The 16,177-nt window shown below is 65.0% G+C and carries 15 protein-coding genes and 1 tRNA gene; 9 read left to right on the top strand and 7 right to left on the bottom strand.

The genetic code is table 11. The features are described from left to right. The first annotated feature begins 16 nt into the window (after positions 1 to 16). Positions 17 to 1,573: a trimethylamine methyltransferase family protein gene (locus BMI85_RS12220; protein WP_078601469.1), complete on the top strand. Its 1,557-nt coding sequence runs from the start codon at positions 17 to 19 to the stop codon at positions 1,571 to 1,573. A gap of 4 nt (positions 1,574 to 1,577) precedes the next feature. On the opposite strand, the gene BMI85_RS12215 is transcribed toward BMI85_RS12220, so the two are convergent. The 6 genes from BMI85_RS12215 to BMI85_RS12190 all read right to left on the bottom strand — a co-directional run bounded on the left by BMI85_RS12215 (position 1,578) and on the right by BMI85_RS12190 (position 7,750). Further along, on the bottom strand, positions 1,578 to 1,853 hold the full coding sequence (locus BMI85_RS12215) for an antibiotic biosynthesis monooxygenase (protein WP_078520621.1): 276 nt from the start codon (positions 1,851 to 1,853) through the stop codon (positions 1,578 to 1,580). A gap of 52 nt (positions 1,854 to 1,905) precedes the next feature. Continuing rightward, the gene (gene guaA, locus BMI85_RS12210; protein ID WP_078601468.1) at positions 1,906 to 3,468 is read right to left on the bottom strand and encodes a glutamine-hydrolyzing GMP synthase; all 1,563 of its coding nucleotides are present in this window, start codon (positions 3,466 to 3,468) and stop codon (positions 1,906 to 1,908) included. A gap of 148 nt (positions 3,469 to 3,616) precedes the next feature. After that, the gene (locus BMI85_RS12205; RefSeq protein WP_078601467.1) at positions 3,617 to 4,939 is read right to left on the bottom strand and encodes an HlyC/CorC family transporter; all 1,323 of its coding nucleotides are present in this window, start codon (positions 4,937 to 4,939) and stop codon (positions 3,617 to 3,619) included. A 33-nt stretch (positions 4,940 to 4,972) separates the two neighbouring features. Then, positions 4,973 to 5,950, bottom strand: coding sequence for a site-specific tyrosine recombinase XerD (locus BMI85_RS12200; RefSeq protein ID WP_078601466.1), 978 nt, complete (start codon positions 5,948 to 5,950; stop codon positions 4,973 to 4,975). Continuing rightward, the gene (locus BMI85_RS12195; protein ID WP_078601465.1) at positions 5,947 to 7,551 is read right to left on the bottom strand and encodes a hypothetical protein; all 1,605 of its coding nucleotides are present in this window, start codon (positions 7,549 to 7,551) and stop codon (positions 5,947 to 5,949) included. Before BMI85_RS12195 ends, BMI85_RS12200 begins: the two co-directional genes overlap by 4 nt. Continuing rightward, positions 7,541 to 7,750: a hypothetical protein gene (locus BMI85_RS12190; protein ID WP_078601464.1), complete on the bottom strand. Its 210-nt coding sequence runs from the start codon at positions 7,748 to 7,750 to the stop codon at positions 7,541 to 7,543. The genes BMI85_RS12195 and BMI85_RS12190 overlap by 11 nt, the downstream gene beginning before the upstream one ends. Before the next feature lie 234 nt (positions 7,751 to 7,984). Here BMI85_RS12190 and BMI85_RS12185 point away from each other — a divergent pair, with 234 nt between their 5' ends. The 5 genes from BMI85_RS12185 (at position 7,985) to BMI85_RS12165 (ending at position 11,711) form a co-directional block, all read left to right on the top strand. After that, positions 7,985 to 8,557: a shikimate kinase gene (locus tag BMI85_RS12185; protein WP_078601463.1), complete on the top strand. Its 573-nt coding sequence runs from the start codon at positions 7,985 to 7,987 to the stop codon at positions 8,555 to 8,557. Continuing rightward, positions 8,550 to 9,656: a 3-dehydroquinate synthase gene (gene aroB / locus BMI85_RS12180; RefSeq protein WP_078601462.1), complete on the top strand. Its 1,107-nt coding sequence runs from the start codon at positions 8,550 to 8,552 to the stop codon at positions 9,654 to 9,656. Before BMI85_RS12185 ends, aroB begins: the two co-directional genes overlap by 8 nt. Positions 9,657 to 9,707: 51 nt before the next feature. After that, positions 9,708 to 9,784: transfer RNA gene (locus tag BMI85_RS12175), tRNA-Arg, on the top strand. 87 nt (positions 9,785 to 9,871) lie between these two features. Further along, on the top strand, positions 9,872 to 10,870 hold the full coding sequence (gene dusA / locus BMI85_RS12170; RefSeq protein WP_078601461.1) for a tRNA dihydrouridine(20/20a) synthase DusA: 999 nt from the start codon (positions 9,872 to 9,874) through the stop codon (positions 10,868 to 10,870). Between the two features lie 25 nt (positions 10,871 to 10,895). Then, entirely contained in the window at positions 10,896 to 11,711 is an 816-nt protein-coding gene (locus BMI85_RS12165) for a sulfite exporter TauE/SafE family protein (RefSeq protein WP_078572301.1), read from the top strand. Positions 11,712 to 11,818: 107 nt separating this feature from the next. On the opposite strand, the gene mazG is transcribed toward BMI85_RS12165, so the two are convergent. After that, positions 11,819 to 12,661 carry a nucleoside triphosphate pyrophosphohydrolase gene (mazG, locus tag BMI85_RS12160; protein WP_078550448.1) on the bottom strand — a complete coding sequence of 281 codons (843 nt, stop codon included), beginning with the start codon at positions 12,659 to 12,661 and terminating at the stop codon, positions 11,819 to 11,821. A 63-nt stretch (positions 12,662 to 12,724) separates the two neighbouring features. Between mazG and BMI85_RS12155 the strand changes: the two genes are divergently transcribed. The 3 genes from BMI85_RS12155 (at position 12,725) to secD (ending at position 16,175) form a co-directional block, all read left to right on the top strand. Beyond that, positions 12,725 to 13,888 carry a M20 aminoacylase family protein gene (locus BMI85_RS12155; protein ID WP_078601460.1) on the top strand — a complete coding sequence of 388 codons (1,164 nt, stop codon included), beginning with the start codon at positions 12,725 to 12,727 and terminating at the stop codon, positions 13,886 to 13,888. 256 nt (positions 13,889 to 14,144) lie between these two features. Further along, positions 14,145 to 14,483, top strand: a complete 339-nt coding sequence (yajC, locus tag BMI85_RS12150) for a preprotein translocase subunit YajC (protein ID WP_078520633.1) — start codon at positions 14,145 to 14,147, stop codon at positions 14,481 to 14,483. 21 nt (positions 14,484 to 14,504) lie between these two features. After that, entirely contained in the window at positions 14,505 to 16,175 is a 1,671-nt protein-coding gene (gene secD, locus BMI85_RS12145) for a protein translocase subunit SecD (protein ID WP_078601459.1), read from the top strand. Positions 16,176 to 16,177 lie beyond the last annotated feature (2 nt).

Here is a 16,177-nt window from a genome sequence, read left to right as displayed (position 1 = left end):
ACGGGCGGAGGCAATCATGGCCGATTCGGAACTGGGTGAACGTGTGGGGCGTCGCGCGCGCGGTGGTGGCGGGGCAGCCCGTCGTGCCGAACGCACGGCCGCGAAGGTGGAGTTCTCGCGCTTCATCACGCGCAACATTCCCGACATGGAAATCCTGAACGAGGAAGCCCTCGAGATCATCGAGCATAACGCGGAAACCGTGCTCGAAGAGATCGGCGTCAATTTCGTCGAGAACCCCGAAGCGCTGGAACGCTGGCGCGAGGCCGGGGCCTCGATCGAAGGCGAACGCGTGCGCATCCCGCGCGGCCTTGCCCGCAAGCTCTGCGCGACCGCGCCGTCGCAATTCACCCAGCACGCCCGCAACCCCGAACGCAATGTCGAGATCGGCGGGCGCAACCTCGTCATCGCCCCGGTCTATGGCCCGCCCTTCGTGCGCGACAGCCAGGGCGGTCGCCGCTACGCGACGATCGAGGATTTCCGGAACTTCGTGAAACTCGGCTACATGTCGAAATGGGTCCACCATTCCGGCGGCACCGTCTGCGAGCCGACCGATGTGGCGGTGAACAAGCGTCATTTCGACATGCTCCACGCCCACATGACGCTTAGCGACAAGCCCTATATGGGCTCGGTCACCGAGCCCTCGCGCGCCGCCGACAGCGTCGAGATGTCGAAGATCCTCTTCGGTGACGAGTTCGTCGACCAGAACACCGTGATGACCTCGCTCATCAACATCAACTCGCCGCTGACCTTCGACTCCACCATGATGGGTGCACTCGAGGTTTATGCGAAGGCCAATCAGGCCTGCATCATCTCGCCCTTCATCGTGGGTGGCGCGATGGCGCCAGTCTCGGTCGCGGGCACGCTGACGCAGGTGCTGGCCGAGGTGCTTGCGGGCGTCGCCTATTCCCAGCTGATCCGTCCCGGTGCGCCGGTGATCTTCGGGGCCTTCGTTACTTCGATCGACATGAACTCGGGCGCGCCCACCTTCGGCACGCCGGAAGCCTCGCTGATCACGCTCGGCGCGGGGCAACTCGCGCGGCGTCTGAACCTGCCGTATCGCTCGGCGGGCGGGTTCACCGGGTCCAAGCTTCCCGATGCGCAGGCCGCTTACGAGACCGCGAATACGCTCAATAACGGGCTCTATGCGGGTGTGAACTTCATGCTGCATGGTTGCGGCTGGCTGGAGGGCGGTCTGGTCTCGTCCTACGAGAAATTCGTGATGGATGCCGACCAGCTGGGCATCCTGCACAGCCTCGCCAAGGGTGTCGACATCTCGGAGAACGGTCAGGCGATGGATGCGATCCGCGAGGTCGGCCCCGGCGGTCACTATCTCGGCTGCGCCCATACGCAGGCGAACTTCAAGGATGCGTTCTGGCGCACGAAACTGCTCGATTACCGTCCCTTCGAGACCTGGGAAGAGCAGGGCGCGCCCGACACGATGGCGCTGGCGACGAAGCGGGTGGAGAAGATGCTCAGCGAGTATCAGCAGCCCGCCATGGACCCGAGCGTCGCCGAGGCGCTGGCGGCCTACGTCGCGCGCAAGAAGGCCGAAGTTCCCGACGCCTTCCTGTAACCGCTCAGTCTTCCTCGATTTGATAGTCCCGCGCGATCCCCTGGGTCGCGCGGCCCCATTCCGAGGCTTTCGTCCGCGCCTGATGCGCCTCGAACGCGGCCCGGTCGGTGAAGCGTTCCGTGACGGTGAAGACCAGCGGATCGGCTCCTTGCCTGACTTCGAACATCTCGCATCCCGGCTCGGCATGGGTCAGCGCGATATGCTCGGGCAGGTGAACGCGGACAATTCCCACCTCGGCGGCATCGGCGCAGATCAGGCGCCCGGTCAGTTTGACGGCCATCTTTGTCTCCCCAAAAGAAAAGGCCCGCGCCTTTCGGACGCGGGCCTGAAACTCATTCCCATTCGATCGTGCCGGGGGGCTTCGAGGTGATGTCGTAGGTCACCCGGTTGATGCCCTTCACCTCGTTGATGATCCGCGTCGCGGTCTCGCCGAGGAACTCGTGGCTGAACGGGTAGTAATCCGCCGTCATGCCGTCGACCGAGGTCACCGCGCGCAAGGCGCAGGCGTAATCATAGGTCCGCCCGTCGCCCATCACGCCAACTGTGCGCACCGGCAGGATCGCGACGAAGGCCTGCCAGATCTCGTCATAAAGCCCGTGCTTGCGGATCTGGTCGATATAGACCGCGTCGGCCTTGCGAAGGATCTCCAGCTTGTCGCGGGTGATCTCGCCGGGGCAGCGGATCGCGAGGCCGGGGCCGGGGAAGGGGTGGCGGCCAATGAACGACGCCGGCAGACCCAGCTCGTGACCGAGCGCACGGACCTCGTCCTTGAACAGCTCGCGCAGCGGCTCGACCAGCTTGAGGCCCATCTTCTCGGGGAGACCGCCCACATTGTGGTGCGACTTGATGGTAACCGAGGGACCGCCCGAGAAGCTCACCGATTCAATGACATCGGGATAAAGCGTGCCCTGCGCGAGGAAGCTCGCATCCTCGATCTCACCCGCATATTTCTGGAACACGTCGATGAAGAGGCGCCCGATCGTCTTGCGCTTGACCTCAGGGTCGGTGACGCCTTCCAGCTCGCCGAGGAACAGCTCGCTCTCATCGGCATGGATCAGCTTGATGTTGTAATGGTCGCGGAACATCGTGACCACTTCCTCAGCCTCGTTCATCCGCAGCAGGCCATGATCCACGAAGACACAGGTCAGCTGATCGCCGATCGCCTCGTGCAGCAGGATCGCGGTGACCGAGCTGTCGACGCCGCCGGACAGACCGCAGATCACATGGCTGTCGCCCACCTGCTCGCGGATCTGGCGGATCGCCTCGTCGCGATAGGCGTCCATCGTCCAGTCGCCGGTGAAGCCCGCGTCGCGCACGAAGTTCTCGTAGAGCGTCTTGCCGTTGGGCGTGTGATGCACCTCCGGGTGGAACTGCACCGCGTAGAAGCGACGGCTCAGATCGGCGGTGATCGCATACGGCGCGCCCGGCGAGGTGCCATAGACCTCGAAGCCCGGCGCGATGCGGCTGACATGGTCGCCATGGCTCATCCAGACCTGCTCGCGGCCCGCGCCATCCATGAACCAGCCATTGAGCAGATCGATCCGCGTCTCGGTCGGCGTCACATAGGCGCGCCCGAATTCGGCGGAGCCGTGCTTGGCCTCCACCAGACCGCCCAGATCCTGCATCATCACCTGCTGGCCGTAGCAGATGCCGAGGATCGGTACGCCCAGTTCATAGGCCGATTTCGGCGGCCGTGGAGAGCCCTCGCGCGTAACCGAATCCGGTCCGCCCGAGAAGATGATCGCTTTCGGGGCGAACTCTTTCAGGAAGGCGTCGGTGACGTTCTGATAGGGATGGATTTCGCAGTAAACATTCAGCTCGCGAAGCCGCCGCGCAATCAGCTGCGTGACTTGAGAGCCGAAGTCGATGATGAGGAGGCGCTGATGGTCTGTCATGCCGTTGGCATTAGGACGCGTTTTCGCGCTTGGCAAGAGGGCAGCTTGCGCGACGGTAATTTATCGCACGACTGATCCCTTCCTCTTGGCAAAAATATCCCGGGGGGCGGCGCAGCCGCGGGGGCAGCGCCCCCTCCGACATCGCCGTTTAACTCTCCGGATAGCCGCCCGGGATCAGCGGCCGGATCTTCAGCCGCGTGATCCGGTTGTCCTTGCGGCCTGCGACCTCGAAGCGGAAGCCGTGGAAGGAGAAGACCTGCCCCTCGGTCGGGATCGTCTGCGCCTCGTGGATCACCAGACCGGCCACGGTATTGGCCTCTTCGTCGGGCAGCGTCCAGTCGGTCTCACGGTTCAGGTCGCGGATCGTCATCGCGCCGTCGACGATGTAATCGCCACTCTCGGTGGGCTTCAGACGCTTCTCGGCCTTGGGGTCGAACTCGTCGGTGATCTCGCCGACGATCTCTTCGAGGATGTCCTCCAGTGTCAGCAGACCCCGCAGGTCGCCATATTCATCCACCACCAGCGCGAAATGGGTGCGACGCTTCAGGAACTCCTGCATCTGCTCGTCGAGCGGCGTCGTCTCGGGGACGAAATAGGGCTTCATCATCACCTTGGCGATGTCGAGATCGGCGACGCTTTCCAACGTCCCGTCGCCCCCACGCACGACCTTCTCGACCGCGCGCAGCAGGTCTTTCGAGTGGATGACGCCCACCACGTTCTCGCGCTCGCCGCGATAGAGCGGCAGGCGAGTGTGCGGCGAGGACAGCACCGCCGTCAGGATCGTGTCGGGATCTTCCTCGATATCGATCATCTCGATCTGGCTCCGGTGGAGCATGATCTCTTCGACCGTGCGATTGCCCAGATCGAGCGCGCCCAGCAACCGGTCACGGTCTTCCTTGTCGACCGTGCCCTCGGATTGCCCCAGCGCCAGCGCGCCTGCGATCTCCTCGTGGATCGAGAACATATGGGTGTCCTTGTCGGTCCGCATCCCGAAGGCATAGAGGATGCCGCGCACGATCATCCGCACGATGGCGACGATCGGGGCGAGGACGAGCGTGACCACGCGGATCGGCCCCGCGACCTTCGAGGCGACTTTCTCGGGCAGGGTGATCGCATAGGTCTTGGGCAGCACTTCCGAGAAGACCAGCACCAGCACCGTCATCACCAGCGTCGCCAGCGCCACCCCCGATTGCCCGAAGACCCGCGTCATCAAAGCCGTCGCCAGCGAGGCGGACAGGATGTTGACGACGTTATTGCCCAGAAGGATCGCGCCGATCAGGCGTTCGCTATCCTCGGTGACCTCCAGCGCGGTCTTCGCGCCGCTTTCGCCCTTATCGGCCTGCGCGCGCAGCTTCGCACGGCTGGCCGCCGTCAGCGCCGTTTCGGAGCCCGAGAAGAAGGCCGAGAGCGCCAGCAGCAGAATGATCGAACCGGCGGTGAGCCAGAAAGCAAAATCGAGAGTGTTTTCCATGGTGTCAGGTTATGGGGCGCGGGCAGGGCGCATTCAAGCGGTGCCGTCACTTTTGCCGCGCGGTTTCGCCAGCGGGTGATGCGTCAGCACCAGCTCCTTGAGCCGTTCGTCGAGGACATGGGTGTAGATTTCCGTGGTCGACAGGTCCGCATGCCCCAGCAACATCTGGATCGCACGCAGATCCGCGCCGCCTTGCAGAAGATGCGTGGCGAAGGCGTGGCGCAAGACGTGGGGCGTGACCTTGGCGGGGCTGACCCCGGCCTTCACCGCGATGTCTTTCAAGAGCTTGTGAAAGCCCTGACGCGTCAGGTGGCCTTCCTTGCCGCCCGAGGGAAAGAGGAAACGCGAGGGCGGCGCGCGATGTTCGATGCGGGCCTGTTCCTCAGCCGCGTCGCGCGCGGTCAGCCAGTCGGCCAGCGCCTCGCGCGCCGGCGGCGACAGCGGCACCATCCGCTCTTTGTCACCCTTGCCGCGCACCAGCAGCATCCGCGGATCGCCGCGGGCGGAGGACACCGGCAGCGAGACCAGTTCGGAAACCCGCATCCCCGCGGCATAGAGAAGCTCCATCAGGCAGCGATTGCGGATCTGGTCCTTCTGCGAGCGCCCCTGATCGCGGGCGGCCTCCAGCAGCGCTTCGACCTCCTCGAGGCTCAGGGTTTTCGGCAGGCGTTGCGCGCGCCCGGGGCCCGCTATGCGGATCGCCGGGTTGTCGGCGCGCCAGCCTTCCTCATAGGCGAAGCGGTAAAGCTGCCGGATCGCCGAGAGCCTGCGCGCGCGGGTCGATTTCGCCAGCCCCTCCGCCTCGCAGCGGATCAAGTAGGTCTCGATATCGGCGCGGGTGAGCGTCGCATAGCTCAGCCCTTTTGCCTGAAGAAACCCCGCGAAGTCATTGAGATCGCGACCATAACTCAGGATCGTGTTGCGCGCGGCACCGGCTTCGGCGGATTGCGCGTCGAGAAAACTCGGCAGCCATTGCGGATCGGGCGGCGCGTCTGAACCGGGTCCGGTCATCCGCGATCTCCCAGCACGATCAGTTCGATCGCGGCGCGCCGCGCGACGGTTTCCAGCCCGGCCAGACGTAGCAGGCTCAGCCCGTCCTGCAGGCGCGGATAATCGCCTTTCGCGCCTTCGCCAACATCCCCGATCGCCTCGATCAGTGCGAGGCCAAGCTGATCGGGAAGCAATCCCTTGTAGCGCTCGGGCGCGGCACCCGGCGGCGCATCGAAGACCGCCTTCAGCGCCTGATCGCGCGCGCCGCTTGCAGGGGTTGCGCTGGTATCTCCTGCTGCCAGCCCCTTGAGCAGCGCGGCCTGCGCTGAACTCTGCGTCCCTTTCCGGGCGTTTTCCTCGTAATTCGGGGTCAGGAGGCTCAGCTCGTAGGCGAGGCGGCCCGCGCGGCCCGGCAGGTCCATCCCCGCGAGCTGGTCGCCAAACAGCGCGCCCAGAACCGGCGCGAGATCTTCCGAGGCCATCACGTCATAAGCGTCGGGCAGGGCGGTCGCGACCTTGTCGGTATCGCTCGCCTCGAGCGCCTCATCGAGCGCGCTCACGGCTGACACGCGATCCCAGAGCGCCCCGGACGCCGCCGCTTTACGCTCGGTATAAAGTCCCAGCAGCCGGTTCGGATCGAGGACACCCGCGCGGGCCAGACGCTCGGCGGCCTCCAATTGCGATTTCCAGCCGTTATTCTCGGTCAGATCGGCCTGCGCGAAGGCCAGAGGCAGCGTTGCGGTGGGCAGCGGTTGCCCGATCGCCTCCATCATCTTGAACGCGAGCGGCGTGACGTGATCGGGGGGCGGTGCATCCCCGGCCTCTTCGGCCAGGGCCGGGTCGAGGAATTGCTCCAGCAGAGAGCGATCCTCCGCAGGGATCTGCCCCAGCGCGGCGCCCGTGCCATAGGTCAACTCTGCCGTGTCCCACTGCCCGTTGCGCGCAAGGCAGAACACCCGCGCCGCATAAGACGGCGCAATCCCGGGCGTGCGTTCGATGATTTTGCAGGCGCGGTTTTCCTGCCCAAGCAGCAGCGCCACGTCGAAGCTACGGCGGAAAATCTCGGGGCTCGCCGTGCCCGCCTGTCCGAGCAGAGCATTGGCCTGTTCCAGCGCGCCCATATCCAGAAGCCGGTCGATCCGGGCAAGGAATAGCTGGTTGCGCTGCGACGGCGTCTCGATCTGCGGCGGGTTCAGCTCGGCCAGCAGCAATGTCAGGCTCAGCCCCCGCAGCGCGGGCAACTGATCGAGCGGCATTGCCCGCAGCGCCTGCGCCAGTTCCGGCTCGGGGGTCTTGCCCCAAAGATCGCGCGGCAACCCGGTGCGATCCGGCGTCAACAGCCCCAACGTATCGGCGGAGGGCGCGTCGAGCGAGAGTACCGCGATATCTTCGATTCCGCCCGCCCCGGTGACCGGGGCAGTCGAGCCCGCCGGGCCATCGCGCGGTGCCGACTTCAGGGAATGCGACAGCCAGTCGATCGCCGACATAGGGCTGCTGGCCGTAGCGGAGGCGTCCGCCGCGGCATTCGATTGCGCGGCGGCGGGTCCCGCCACCAGACCGCCAAGCGCGAAACCGCTCAGCCAGATCAGACCAAGAGTCGCCGCGCGGCGATCAGTTGCCACTCGCAGTCTCGCTGTCCGTGCTCGTCTCGGTATCTGCATCGGAATTACTCGTGCCCGCCATGCCCGAACCATCGGGCAGCGTGACTTCGATCCGCTGTTCCTGACTGTCGGGGCTCATGTCGCCCAAGTAAGCAAAGCCGATCACGCCGATCGCGCCAAGCACCAGAAGGATGACGATAAGCTTGAAGATGCGCCCCATAATCTCTCTTTTCTGCCGTCTGTCGCGGCCCGTCCCATAACGTGTCTCTCGGCGGGCGGGCCGTTCTTGGTTGCGGTTTCGCGTTGATCATATATGGCATTTCAGGGAAGTTCACGCCATTCAAGGGGTCCTGCGTCACGATTGTGCAAGGCTCCGCCGATGGCAAGCCTTGTCCGTCCCGCCGGGATTGACAGGGCAGGAATACCGCAGGCGACGCGAGGCAGGGGGCGCTAGGTGGAAGGCGAAACCGGGATCGAAGGGCATCTGACGCGCTCCGTCGTGCTCGTCGGCATGATGGGCTCGGGCAAGACGGCGGTCGGCACCGCCCTGTCCAAGATGCTCGATTCGGCATTCCTCGACAGCGACCACGAAATCGAACGCGCGGCCCAGATGACCGTGGCCGAAATTTTCGCCCGCGATGGCGAGCCGTTCTTCCGCGCCCGCGAATCGGAAGTGCTGGAGCGGCTCTTGATGGGCCCGCCCGGCGTGATCTCCACCGGGGGCGGGGCGTTTCTCTCCGAGAAAAACCGCGAGTTGATCAACCGGCTCGGTGTCTCGGTCTGGCTGAAAGCGGATTTGGAGATCCTTTGGAACAGGGTGCGCCACAAGAACACGCGCCCCCTGCTGCGCACGGCCGACCCGAAACAGACGCTGAGCGATCTGCTTGCGGCGCGCCTTCCGCATTATCAAAAGGCCCAGATCGTGGTCGAGGCCGAGCCGGGGCTCTCGGTGCAGGGCATGGCGCGCAAGGTGGTTTCGCATCTGCGCGAGGTGGATGGATTGATCGAAGAGGTGAAAGATGCGTGAGATCGTGCCGGTCGAGCTGGGCGAGCGTTCCTACGAGGTGCGCATCGGCACCGGGCTTTTGGAAAATGCTGGCACCGAGATCGCGCCCTTGCTGCGCCGTCCGCGCGTGGCTGTCGTCGCCGATCAGACGGTCGCCGATCTGCATCTCGCGACCATGCGCCGCGGCCTTGGCGATATCGAGATGGTCTCGCTGACCCTGCCGCCGGGCGAGGGCACGAAAAGCTGGCCGCAGTTCACCCGCACTGTCGAATGGCTGCTGGAGCAGAAGGTCGAGCGCAAGGATATCGTCATCGCCTTGGGCGGCGGCGTGATCGGCGATCTGGTGGGGTTTGCCGCCGCCGTTTTGCGCCGGGGCGTGCGCTTCGTGCAGATCCCGACCTCGCTTCTCGCGCAGGTCGACAGCTCCGTGGGCGGCAAGACCGGGATCAACGCGCCGCAGGGCAAGAACCTGATCGGCGCCTTCCATCAGCCCTCGCTGGTGCTGGCCGATCTCGACGTGCTGGGAACGCTCGAGCCGCGCGACTTCCTCGCGGGCTATGGCGAGGTGGTGAAATACGGGCTTCTGGGCGATGCGGCGTTCTTCGACTGGCTCGAGGCGAACGCGCCTGCGATGGCGGCGGGCGATATGGAAAAGCGCCTGCATGCGGTGAAACGCTCGGTCGAGATGAAAGCCGAGATCGTGGCCCGCGACGAGACGGAGGAGGGCGACCGTGCTCTCCTCAATCTCGGTCACACCTTCTGCCACGCGCTGGAGGCCGCAACGGGCTATTCCGACCGGCTCCTGCATGGCGAGGGCGTGGCGATCGGCTGCGCGATGGCGTTCGAACTGAGCCAGCGCCTTGGCCTGTGTTCGCAAGAAGCCCCGAGCCGCGTGCGCGCGCATCTGCGCGACATGGGAATGAAGACCGATCTGGCCGATATCGAGGGCGATCTGCCGGGCCGCGACGCGCTGATCGACCTGATGGCGCAGGACAAGAAGGTGCTCGACGGCAAGCTGCGTTTCATTCTCGCGCACGGCATCGGCGAGGCTTTCGTGACCTCGGATGTGCCGCGCGATGTGCTGGCAGGCGTGCTCGACGACGCGCTCGCCGCGCGGTAAGCCGATTTCCCAGTTGCGAGCCGCGCGCTCCTTCTTTATACGCCGCTTCAGGCACCCATAGCTCAGCTGGATAGAGCGCTGCCCTCCGAAGGCAGAGGCCGAAGGTTCGAATCCTTCTGGGTGCGCCATTTCCCCCAGTTTCCGGAATTTCAACGCCTTGGGGGCGGCACAGACGCTATCGAGACGGCCCCGAGACAGACCCGATGAGAGATGCGATGACGACAGATGACGCCCTGATCCGCGCAGCGAAGCTCTCGGTCGCGCCGATGATGGACTGGACCGACCGCCATTGCCGCTATTTCCACCGTCAGATCAGCCGCAACGCGCTGCTCTACACCGAGATGGTGACTGCACCCGCGGTGATTCACGGTGATCGCGATCGGCTGCTGGGGTTTGACGCCGCCGAACATCCGGTGGCGCTGCAGCTCGGCGGCTCGGACGCGAAAGAACTGGCCGAGGCGGCGAAGGTCGGCGCGGATCTCAGTTATGACGAGATCAACCTCAACTGCGGCTGCCCGTCCGATCGCGTGCAATCCGGGGCGTTCGGCGCGGTTTTGATGAAGTCGCCCGATCTGGTGGCCGAGTGCTGTGCCGCGATGATCGCCGCGCAACCGATTGAAGTCACGGTGAAATGCCGCATCGGCGTGGACGATCAGGACCCGCAGGAGGTACTGCCCGAGTTCATCGAGAAGGTCGCCGCCGCCGGCGTGACCCGCATCACGATCCATGCTCGCAAGGCTTGGCTGCAAGGCCTCTCGCCCAAGGACAACCGCGAAATCCCGCCGCTCGATTACCCGCTCGTCCACGCGATGAAGGCGGCCTATCCGCAGCTCCATCTGTCGATCAATGGCGGTATCAAAGATCTCGCCGCAGCCGAGGCGGAACTCGCGCAAGGGCTCGACGGGGTGATGGTGGGCCGCGCAGCTTATCATCAGCCGATGGAAGTGCTGGGCGCCGCCGATCAGCGCATCTGGGGGCAGGGCGAGGCGCGCGATCCCTTCGACGTGGCTGAAGCGATGATCCCCTATATCGCGCGCCATCTCGAGCGTGGCGGCAGGCTGCACCAGATCACCCGCCACATGCTCGGCTTGTTCCACGGCAAGCCCGGCGCGCGCCGCTTCCGGCAGATCCTGTCGGAAGGCGCCACCCGCGACGGCGCCGGGGTTGAACTTTTCGAGAGTGCGTTGTCAGCCGTACGTGAACGGGTTAACTGAGCGGAACCCAAGGAGACTTCCCGACATGCCCGATTTCGCCACGCTCGCGCCGCTCGTCCTGATCCTGATGGCAGTGGGGGCGTTCGCAGGCGTTCTGGCGGGGCTTCTGGGGGTCGGCGGCGGAATCGTCCTCGTGCCCGCCTTCTTCTATCTTTTCAGCGGCTTGGGCTACGGATCGAATGATCTGATGCAGGTCTGCGTCGCAACCTCGCTGGCCACGATCATCGTCACTTCGATCCGCTCGGTCATGGCCCATAACCGCAAGGGCGCGGTGGACTGGGACATCCTCAAGCAATGGATCGCCCCCATCGCCATCGGCGCGATCATCGGGGTGCTGGTCGTCCATCAACTGCGCTCTTCGACCATGCAGATCATCTTCGCGGTAATGGTGCTGGTGATCGCCTGCTATATGATGTTCGGCAAGTCGAGCTGGCGGATTTCGGACGGGCTGCCGGGCGGCATCTTCCGCGCCTGGTTCGGCCCGCTGATGGGGTTCCTCTCCGTGCTTCTGGGGATCGGCGGCGGCTCGATCGGAACGCCGATGCAGACGCTCCACGGTATCCCGATCCACCGTGCGGTCGCGACCTCGGCAGGCTTCGGCGTGACCATCGCGCTGCCCTCCGCGATCGGCTTCCTGCTGACGCCGGTGGCCGACGCGCCACCTTACTCGATCGGTGCGGTCAACATTCCCGCCTTTCTGATCGTCATTGCGATGACGACGATCACCGCCCCCCTGGGCGCGGCATTGGCCCACAAGCTCGACCCCAAGAAGCTCAAGCGCGTCTTCGCGGGCTTCCTGATGCTCGTCGCACTCAACATGCTCCGCAAAGCGTTTCTCTGAACTTCCTCTTGGCGAAAATATCCCGGGGGGCGCGCTAGCGCGGGGGCAGCGCCCCCTCAACCTCTGAGTTTTGCGCGCAGCCGCGCACGGGGGCAGAGCCCCCTCCGTCACTTGATCTTGCGCGCCTTCGCCTCGTTCCACAGCGCATCCATCTCGGCCAGATCGCTGTCCTTCGGCGCCTTGCCGCGCGCCTCAAGTTCGCGCTCGATATGATTGAACCGATTGGTGAATTTCAGATTGGCCGCGCGCAAGGACGCTTCCGGGTCCAGCCCCAGATGCCGCCCGAGATTGACCATCACAAACAGCAGATCGCCATATTCCTCGGCCAGCTCTTCGGGGCCCAATTCGTCGCGCGCCTCTTCCAATTCACGCGCTTCCTCGACGATCTTGTCGAGCACCTCATCGGTCGAGGGCCAGTCGAACCCCACCCGCGCCGCACGGTTCTGCAGCTTGATCGCACGGGTCAGCGCGGGCAGGCCCAGAGCCACGCCATCGAGCACGCCGACACGCTCGAATTTACCCGCAGCCCTGCGCTCGGCCGCCTTGATCGCTTCCCAATCGGCGGTCTGCTGCGCGGCTGATTTCTCGCGGCTCTCGTCGCCGAAGACATGCGGATGGCGCGCCACCATCTTCGCGTTGATCGCACGCAGCACGTCGGAGATATCGAACCGCCCGTCTTCGGAGGCCATCTGCGCGTGATAGACCACCTGCAGGGCCAGATCGCCCAGCTCGCCCGGCAATTCCGACCAAGCCTCGCGCGCGATCGCATCGGCCACCTCATGGGCTTCCTCGATCGTGTAGGGCGCGATGGAGGCGAAATCCTGCTCCAGATCCCACGGGCAACCGCTCTCCGGATCACGCAGGCATTCCATGATCGCGGTCAGCCGAGTGAACTGATGGGCCGCATCGCCCGTATCGTCGAAGATGAGTGCGTCGTCGGGTTTGGCCATTGCAGCTTGCCTCCTGCCATGCGAATGCCTCTGGCCTAACCAGCCCGCAAGGGGAAGTCCACTATGCCCGTTCTCAACCGTATCGCCGATCTCGGCCCGCAAATGACCGAATGGCGGCACTGGCTGCATCGCCATCCCGAGCTGCGCTTCGATCTGCACCAGACCTCGGAGTTTGTCGCAGCAAGGCTGCGTGAAATCGGGGTGGATGAGATCCATGAAGGGATCGCGCAGACCGGGATCGTGGCGCTGATCAAAGGGCAGGGCGAGGGGGCCACAATCGGCCTGCGCGCCGATATGGACGCGCTTCCGATCACGGAAGAAACCCATGCGGAGTACGCCTCCGAGACGCCCGGCAAGATGCATGCCTGCGGCCATGACGGGCATACGGCGATGCTTCTGGGGGCTGCGGCCTATTTGGCCGAGACCCGGAAATTCGCAGGCACCGTGGCGCTGATCTTCCAGCCCGCCGAGGAAGACGGTGGCGGGGCCGAGGTGATGGTCGATGCGGGCGTGATGGAACGCTTCGGCATCTCGCGCGTCTTCGCGATCCACAACGCGCCGGGGCTGCCGTTCGGGCATTTCTACACGACGCCCGGACCCTATCTCGCCTCGGTCGACGAGGCGCGCGTGACGGTGACCGGGCGCGGCGGCCATGCGGCGACCCCGCAGGGCTGCATCGATCCGATCCCGGCGCTCTCGGCCATGGTTACCTCGCTGCAGACGGTGGTGTCGCGCAACGTGGGCGCGGGCGATGCGCTCGTCGTCTCGGTCACGCAGATCCATGCGGGTACCGCGCTCAACATCATTCCCGAAAGCGGCTTCCTCACCGCGACGATTCGTTGCTTCGAGCCGGAGGTCCGTGATCTGGCGGAAAAACGGCTGCGCGAGATTTGCGAAGGCCTCGCCGCGGCCCATGGCGTCAGCGTCGAGATCGAATACGAGCGTGGCTATCCGCCCACAGTGAACGACCCCGACGAGACCGGTTTCGCCGCCGAAGTCGCAGGCGAGATCGCAGGGCCCGAGCGTGTCGTGACCGACGCTCCGCGCGAAATGGGGGCTGAGGATTTCGCCTATATGCTGGCGGCCCGGCCCGGCGCCTATCTCTTCATGGGCACCGGGGAGGGCGCGGGGCTCCACCATCCGCGCTTCGATTTCAACGACGAGGCCGCGCCCGTGGGGGCCTCCTACCTCGCCCGACTGGCCGAGCGCGCTTTGCCCTTGGGCTGAGCCGCCTCTCTTCCTCTTGGGAAAAATATCCCGGGGACGCTCCGCAGGAGCGGGGGCAGAGCCCCTTTTTCCTTGCCGATCACAGCCCTCCGGCGATAGGGGGCCTGCGCCCCGTTTCCTTTCGCCCCGTCACCGCGACGTGAGGACGCGTTCACAGGGGCCGCTTCGCCTTGCCAAGCCTCAGGGCCACGGCTAGGGTGCGCGCCGACAACCGGGGCTTGCTGCCCCCAAGGCCCATGACAAAGGACCATAGATCATGTTCGTGACCCCCGCTTTCGCGCAGGCCGCCGGTGGCGCCAGTAACCCCGCCGCCGCGTTCGGCCAGTTCCTTCCCCTGATCCTGATCTTCGTGATCATGTATTTCCTGCTGATCCGTCCGCAGCAGAAAAAAGCCAAGGAGCACAAGGCGATGCTCGAGGCTCTGCGCCGCGGTGATCAGGTCGTGACCCAGGGCGGCATTCTCGGCAAAGTCACCCATATCAAGGAAGACGGCGAGGTCGAGGTCGAGATCGCGCAGGGCGTCAAAGTCCGCGTGGTGAAATCGACCATCGTGCAGGTTGTTTCGCGCACCGAACCCGCCAAGACCTCTGAATAAGCCATAAAAGGCCCGTCCCCCATGTTGCACATCTCGCTGTGGAAGCGCGTGCTGATCCTGATCATCATTTTGATCGGGGTCGTCTTTGCCGCGCCGAACATCTTTTACAACCGGGTGGAGGGGCATAACGATGCCGTTGCCGCCGCCGCGAAGGGCGAGTCTCTGACGCCCGAGCAGCAGGCCGCGCAGGCTGGCTGGCCCGATTGGCTGCCCTCCGACATCGTCAATCTCGGCCTCGATCTGCGCGGTGGCGCGCAGCTTCTGGCCGAGGTCAATGTCGATGAGGTCTACAAGGCGCGCGTCGATGCGCTCTGGCCCGAGTTCCGCAAGGCGCTCGCCGCCGAACGCGGTACGCTCGGCTCGATCCGTCGTCTGAACGCCGATCCAGGCGTCCTGCGGATCCAGATCGGCAATACCGATCAGATCGCGGAAGCCCAGAAGATCGCCGAGACGCTGAACAATCCGGTCTCGTCGCTGACCGGTGTGGGGCAGAAAACCCTCGCGATCACGACCCAAGGCAACCAGCTGATCATCCAGCTCTCGGATGCCGAGAAGGCCGCGACCGACGATCGCACGATGCAGCAATCGCTGGAGATCGTGCGCCGCCGGATTGACGCCGCGGGCACTCGTGAACCCACGATCGTGCGCGAAGGCTCCGACCGCATCCTGATCCAGGTGCCGGGCGCAAGCTCCGCTCAGGAGATCAAGCAGCTGATCGGCACCACGGCGAAACTGACCTTCAACTCGGTGATCGGCACCAGCTCGAACCCGAACGAGGCGGTGGGTTCGGATCAGGAAATCCTGCCCTCGGCCGATCAGAAGGGGCTCTATTACATCCTCGACAGCCTTCCGGTCGTGACCGGCGAAGACCTGACCGATGCGCGCCCCGATACCGACCAGAACGGCTATCCGGCTGTGGCCTTCCGCTTCAATGCGAGCGCCGCCCGCACCTTCGGCGATTACACGCAGAACAATATCGGCAAGCCCTTCGCCATCGTGCTCGACAACAAGGTGATCTCGGCTCCCACGATCCAATCGCATATCGCGGGCGGTTCGGGCATCATCACCGGCCGGTTCACGGTGAAAGAGGCGACCGATCTGGCGCTGCTGCTGCGTGCCGGTGCGTTGCCCGCCTCGATGACCTTCCTCGAAGAGCGGACCATCGGCCCGGAGCTTGGCGCGGATTCGATCGCGGCCGGCAAGATGGCCGCAGCCGTCGGCGCAGTGCTCGTGGTGGTCTTCATGATCGCGTCCTACGGCACCTTCGGCGTCTTCGCCTCGCTGGCACTGGGGATCAACATCGCGCTGATCTTCGCGATCCTCTCGGTGATTGGCGGCACGCTGACGCTGCCGGGCATCGCAGGGATCGTGCTGACGATGGGCACGGCGGTCGACGCCAACGTGCTCGTATTCGAGCGTATCCGCGAGGAGCTGCGCAATCAACAGAAGGCGAAAGCCGCCCGCGCGATCGAGCTTGGCTACGAGCGCGCGATGTCCGCCATCGTCGACGCCAACGTGACCACCTTCCTCACGGCGGTGATCCTCTTCGTGCTGGGCGCAGGCCCGGTGCGCGGGTTCGCCGTCACCTTCCTGATCGGGATCATCACCTCGGTCTTCACCGCGATCTGGGTGACGCGGCTGTTCGTGAGCATCTGGTTCGCGCGCCGTCGTCCCCGCGAACTGGTACTGTAAGG

It is taken from the genome of Thioclava sp. DLFJ4-1 (assembly GCF_002020145.1).
Taxonomy (GTDB): Bacteria; Pseudomonadota; Alphaproteobacteria; order Rhodobacterales; family Rhodobacteraceae; genus Thioclava; species Thioclava sediminum.
The sequence above is the reverse complement of the archived record's forward strand: the minus strand, read 5'-3'. Positions and strand labels throughout refer to the sequence as shown.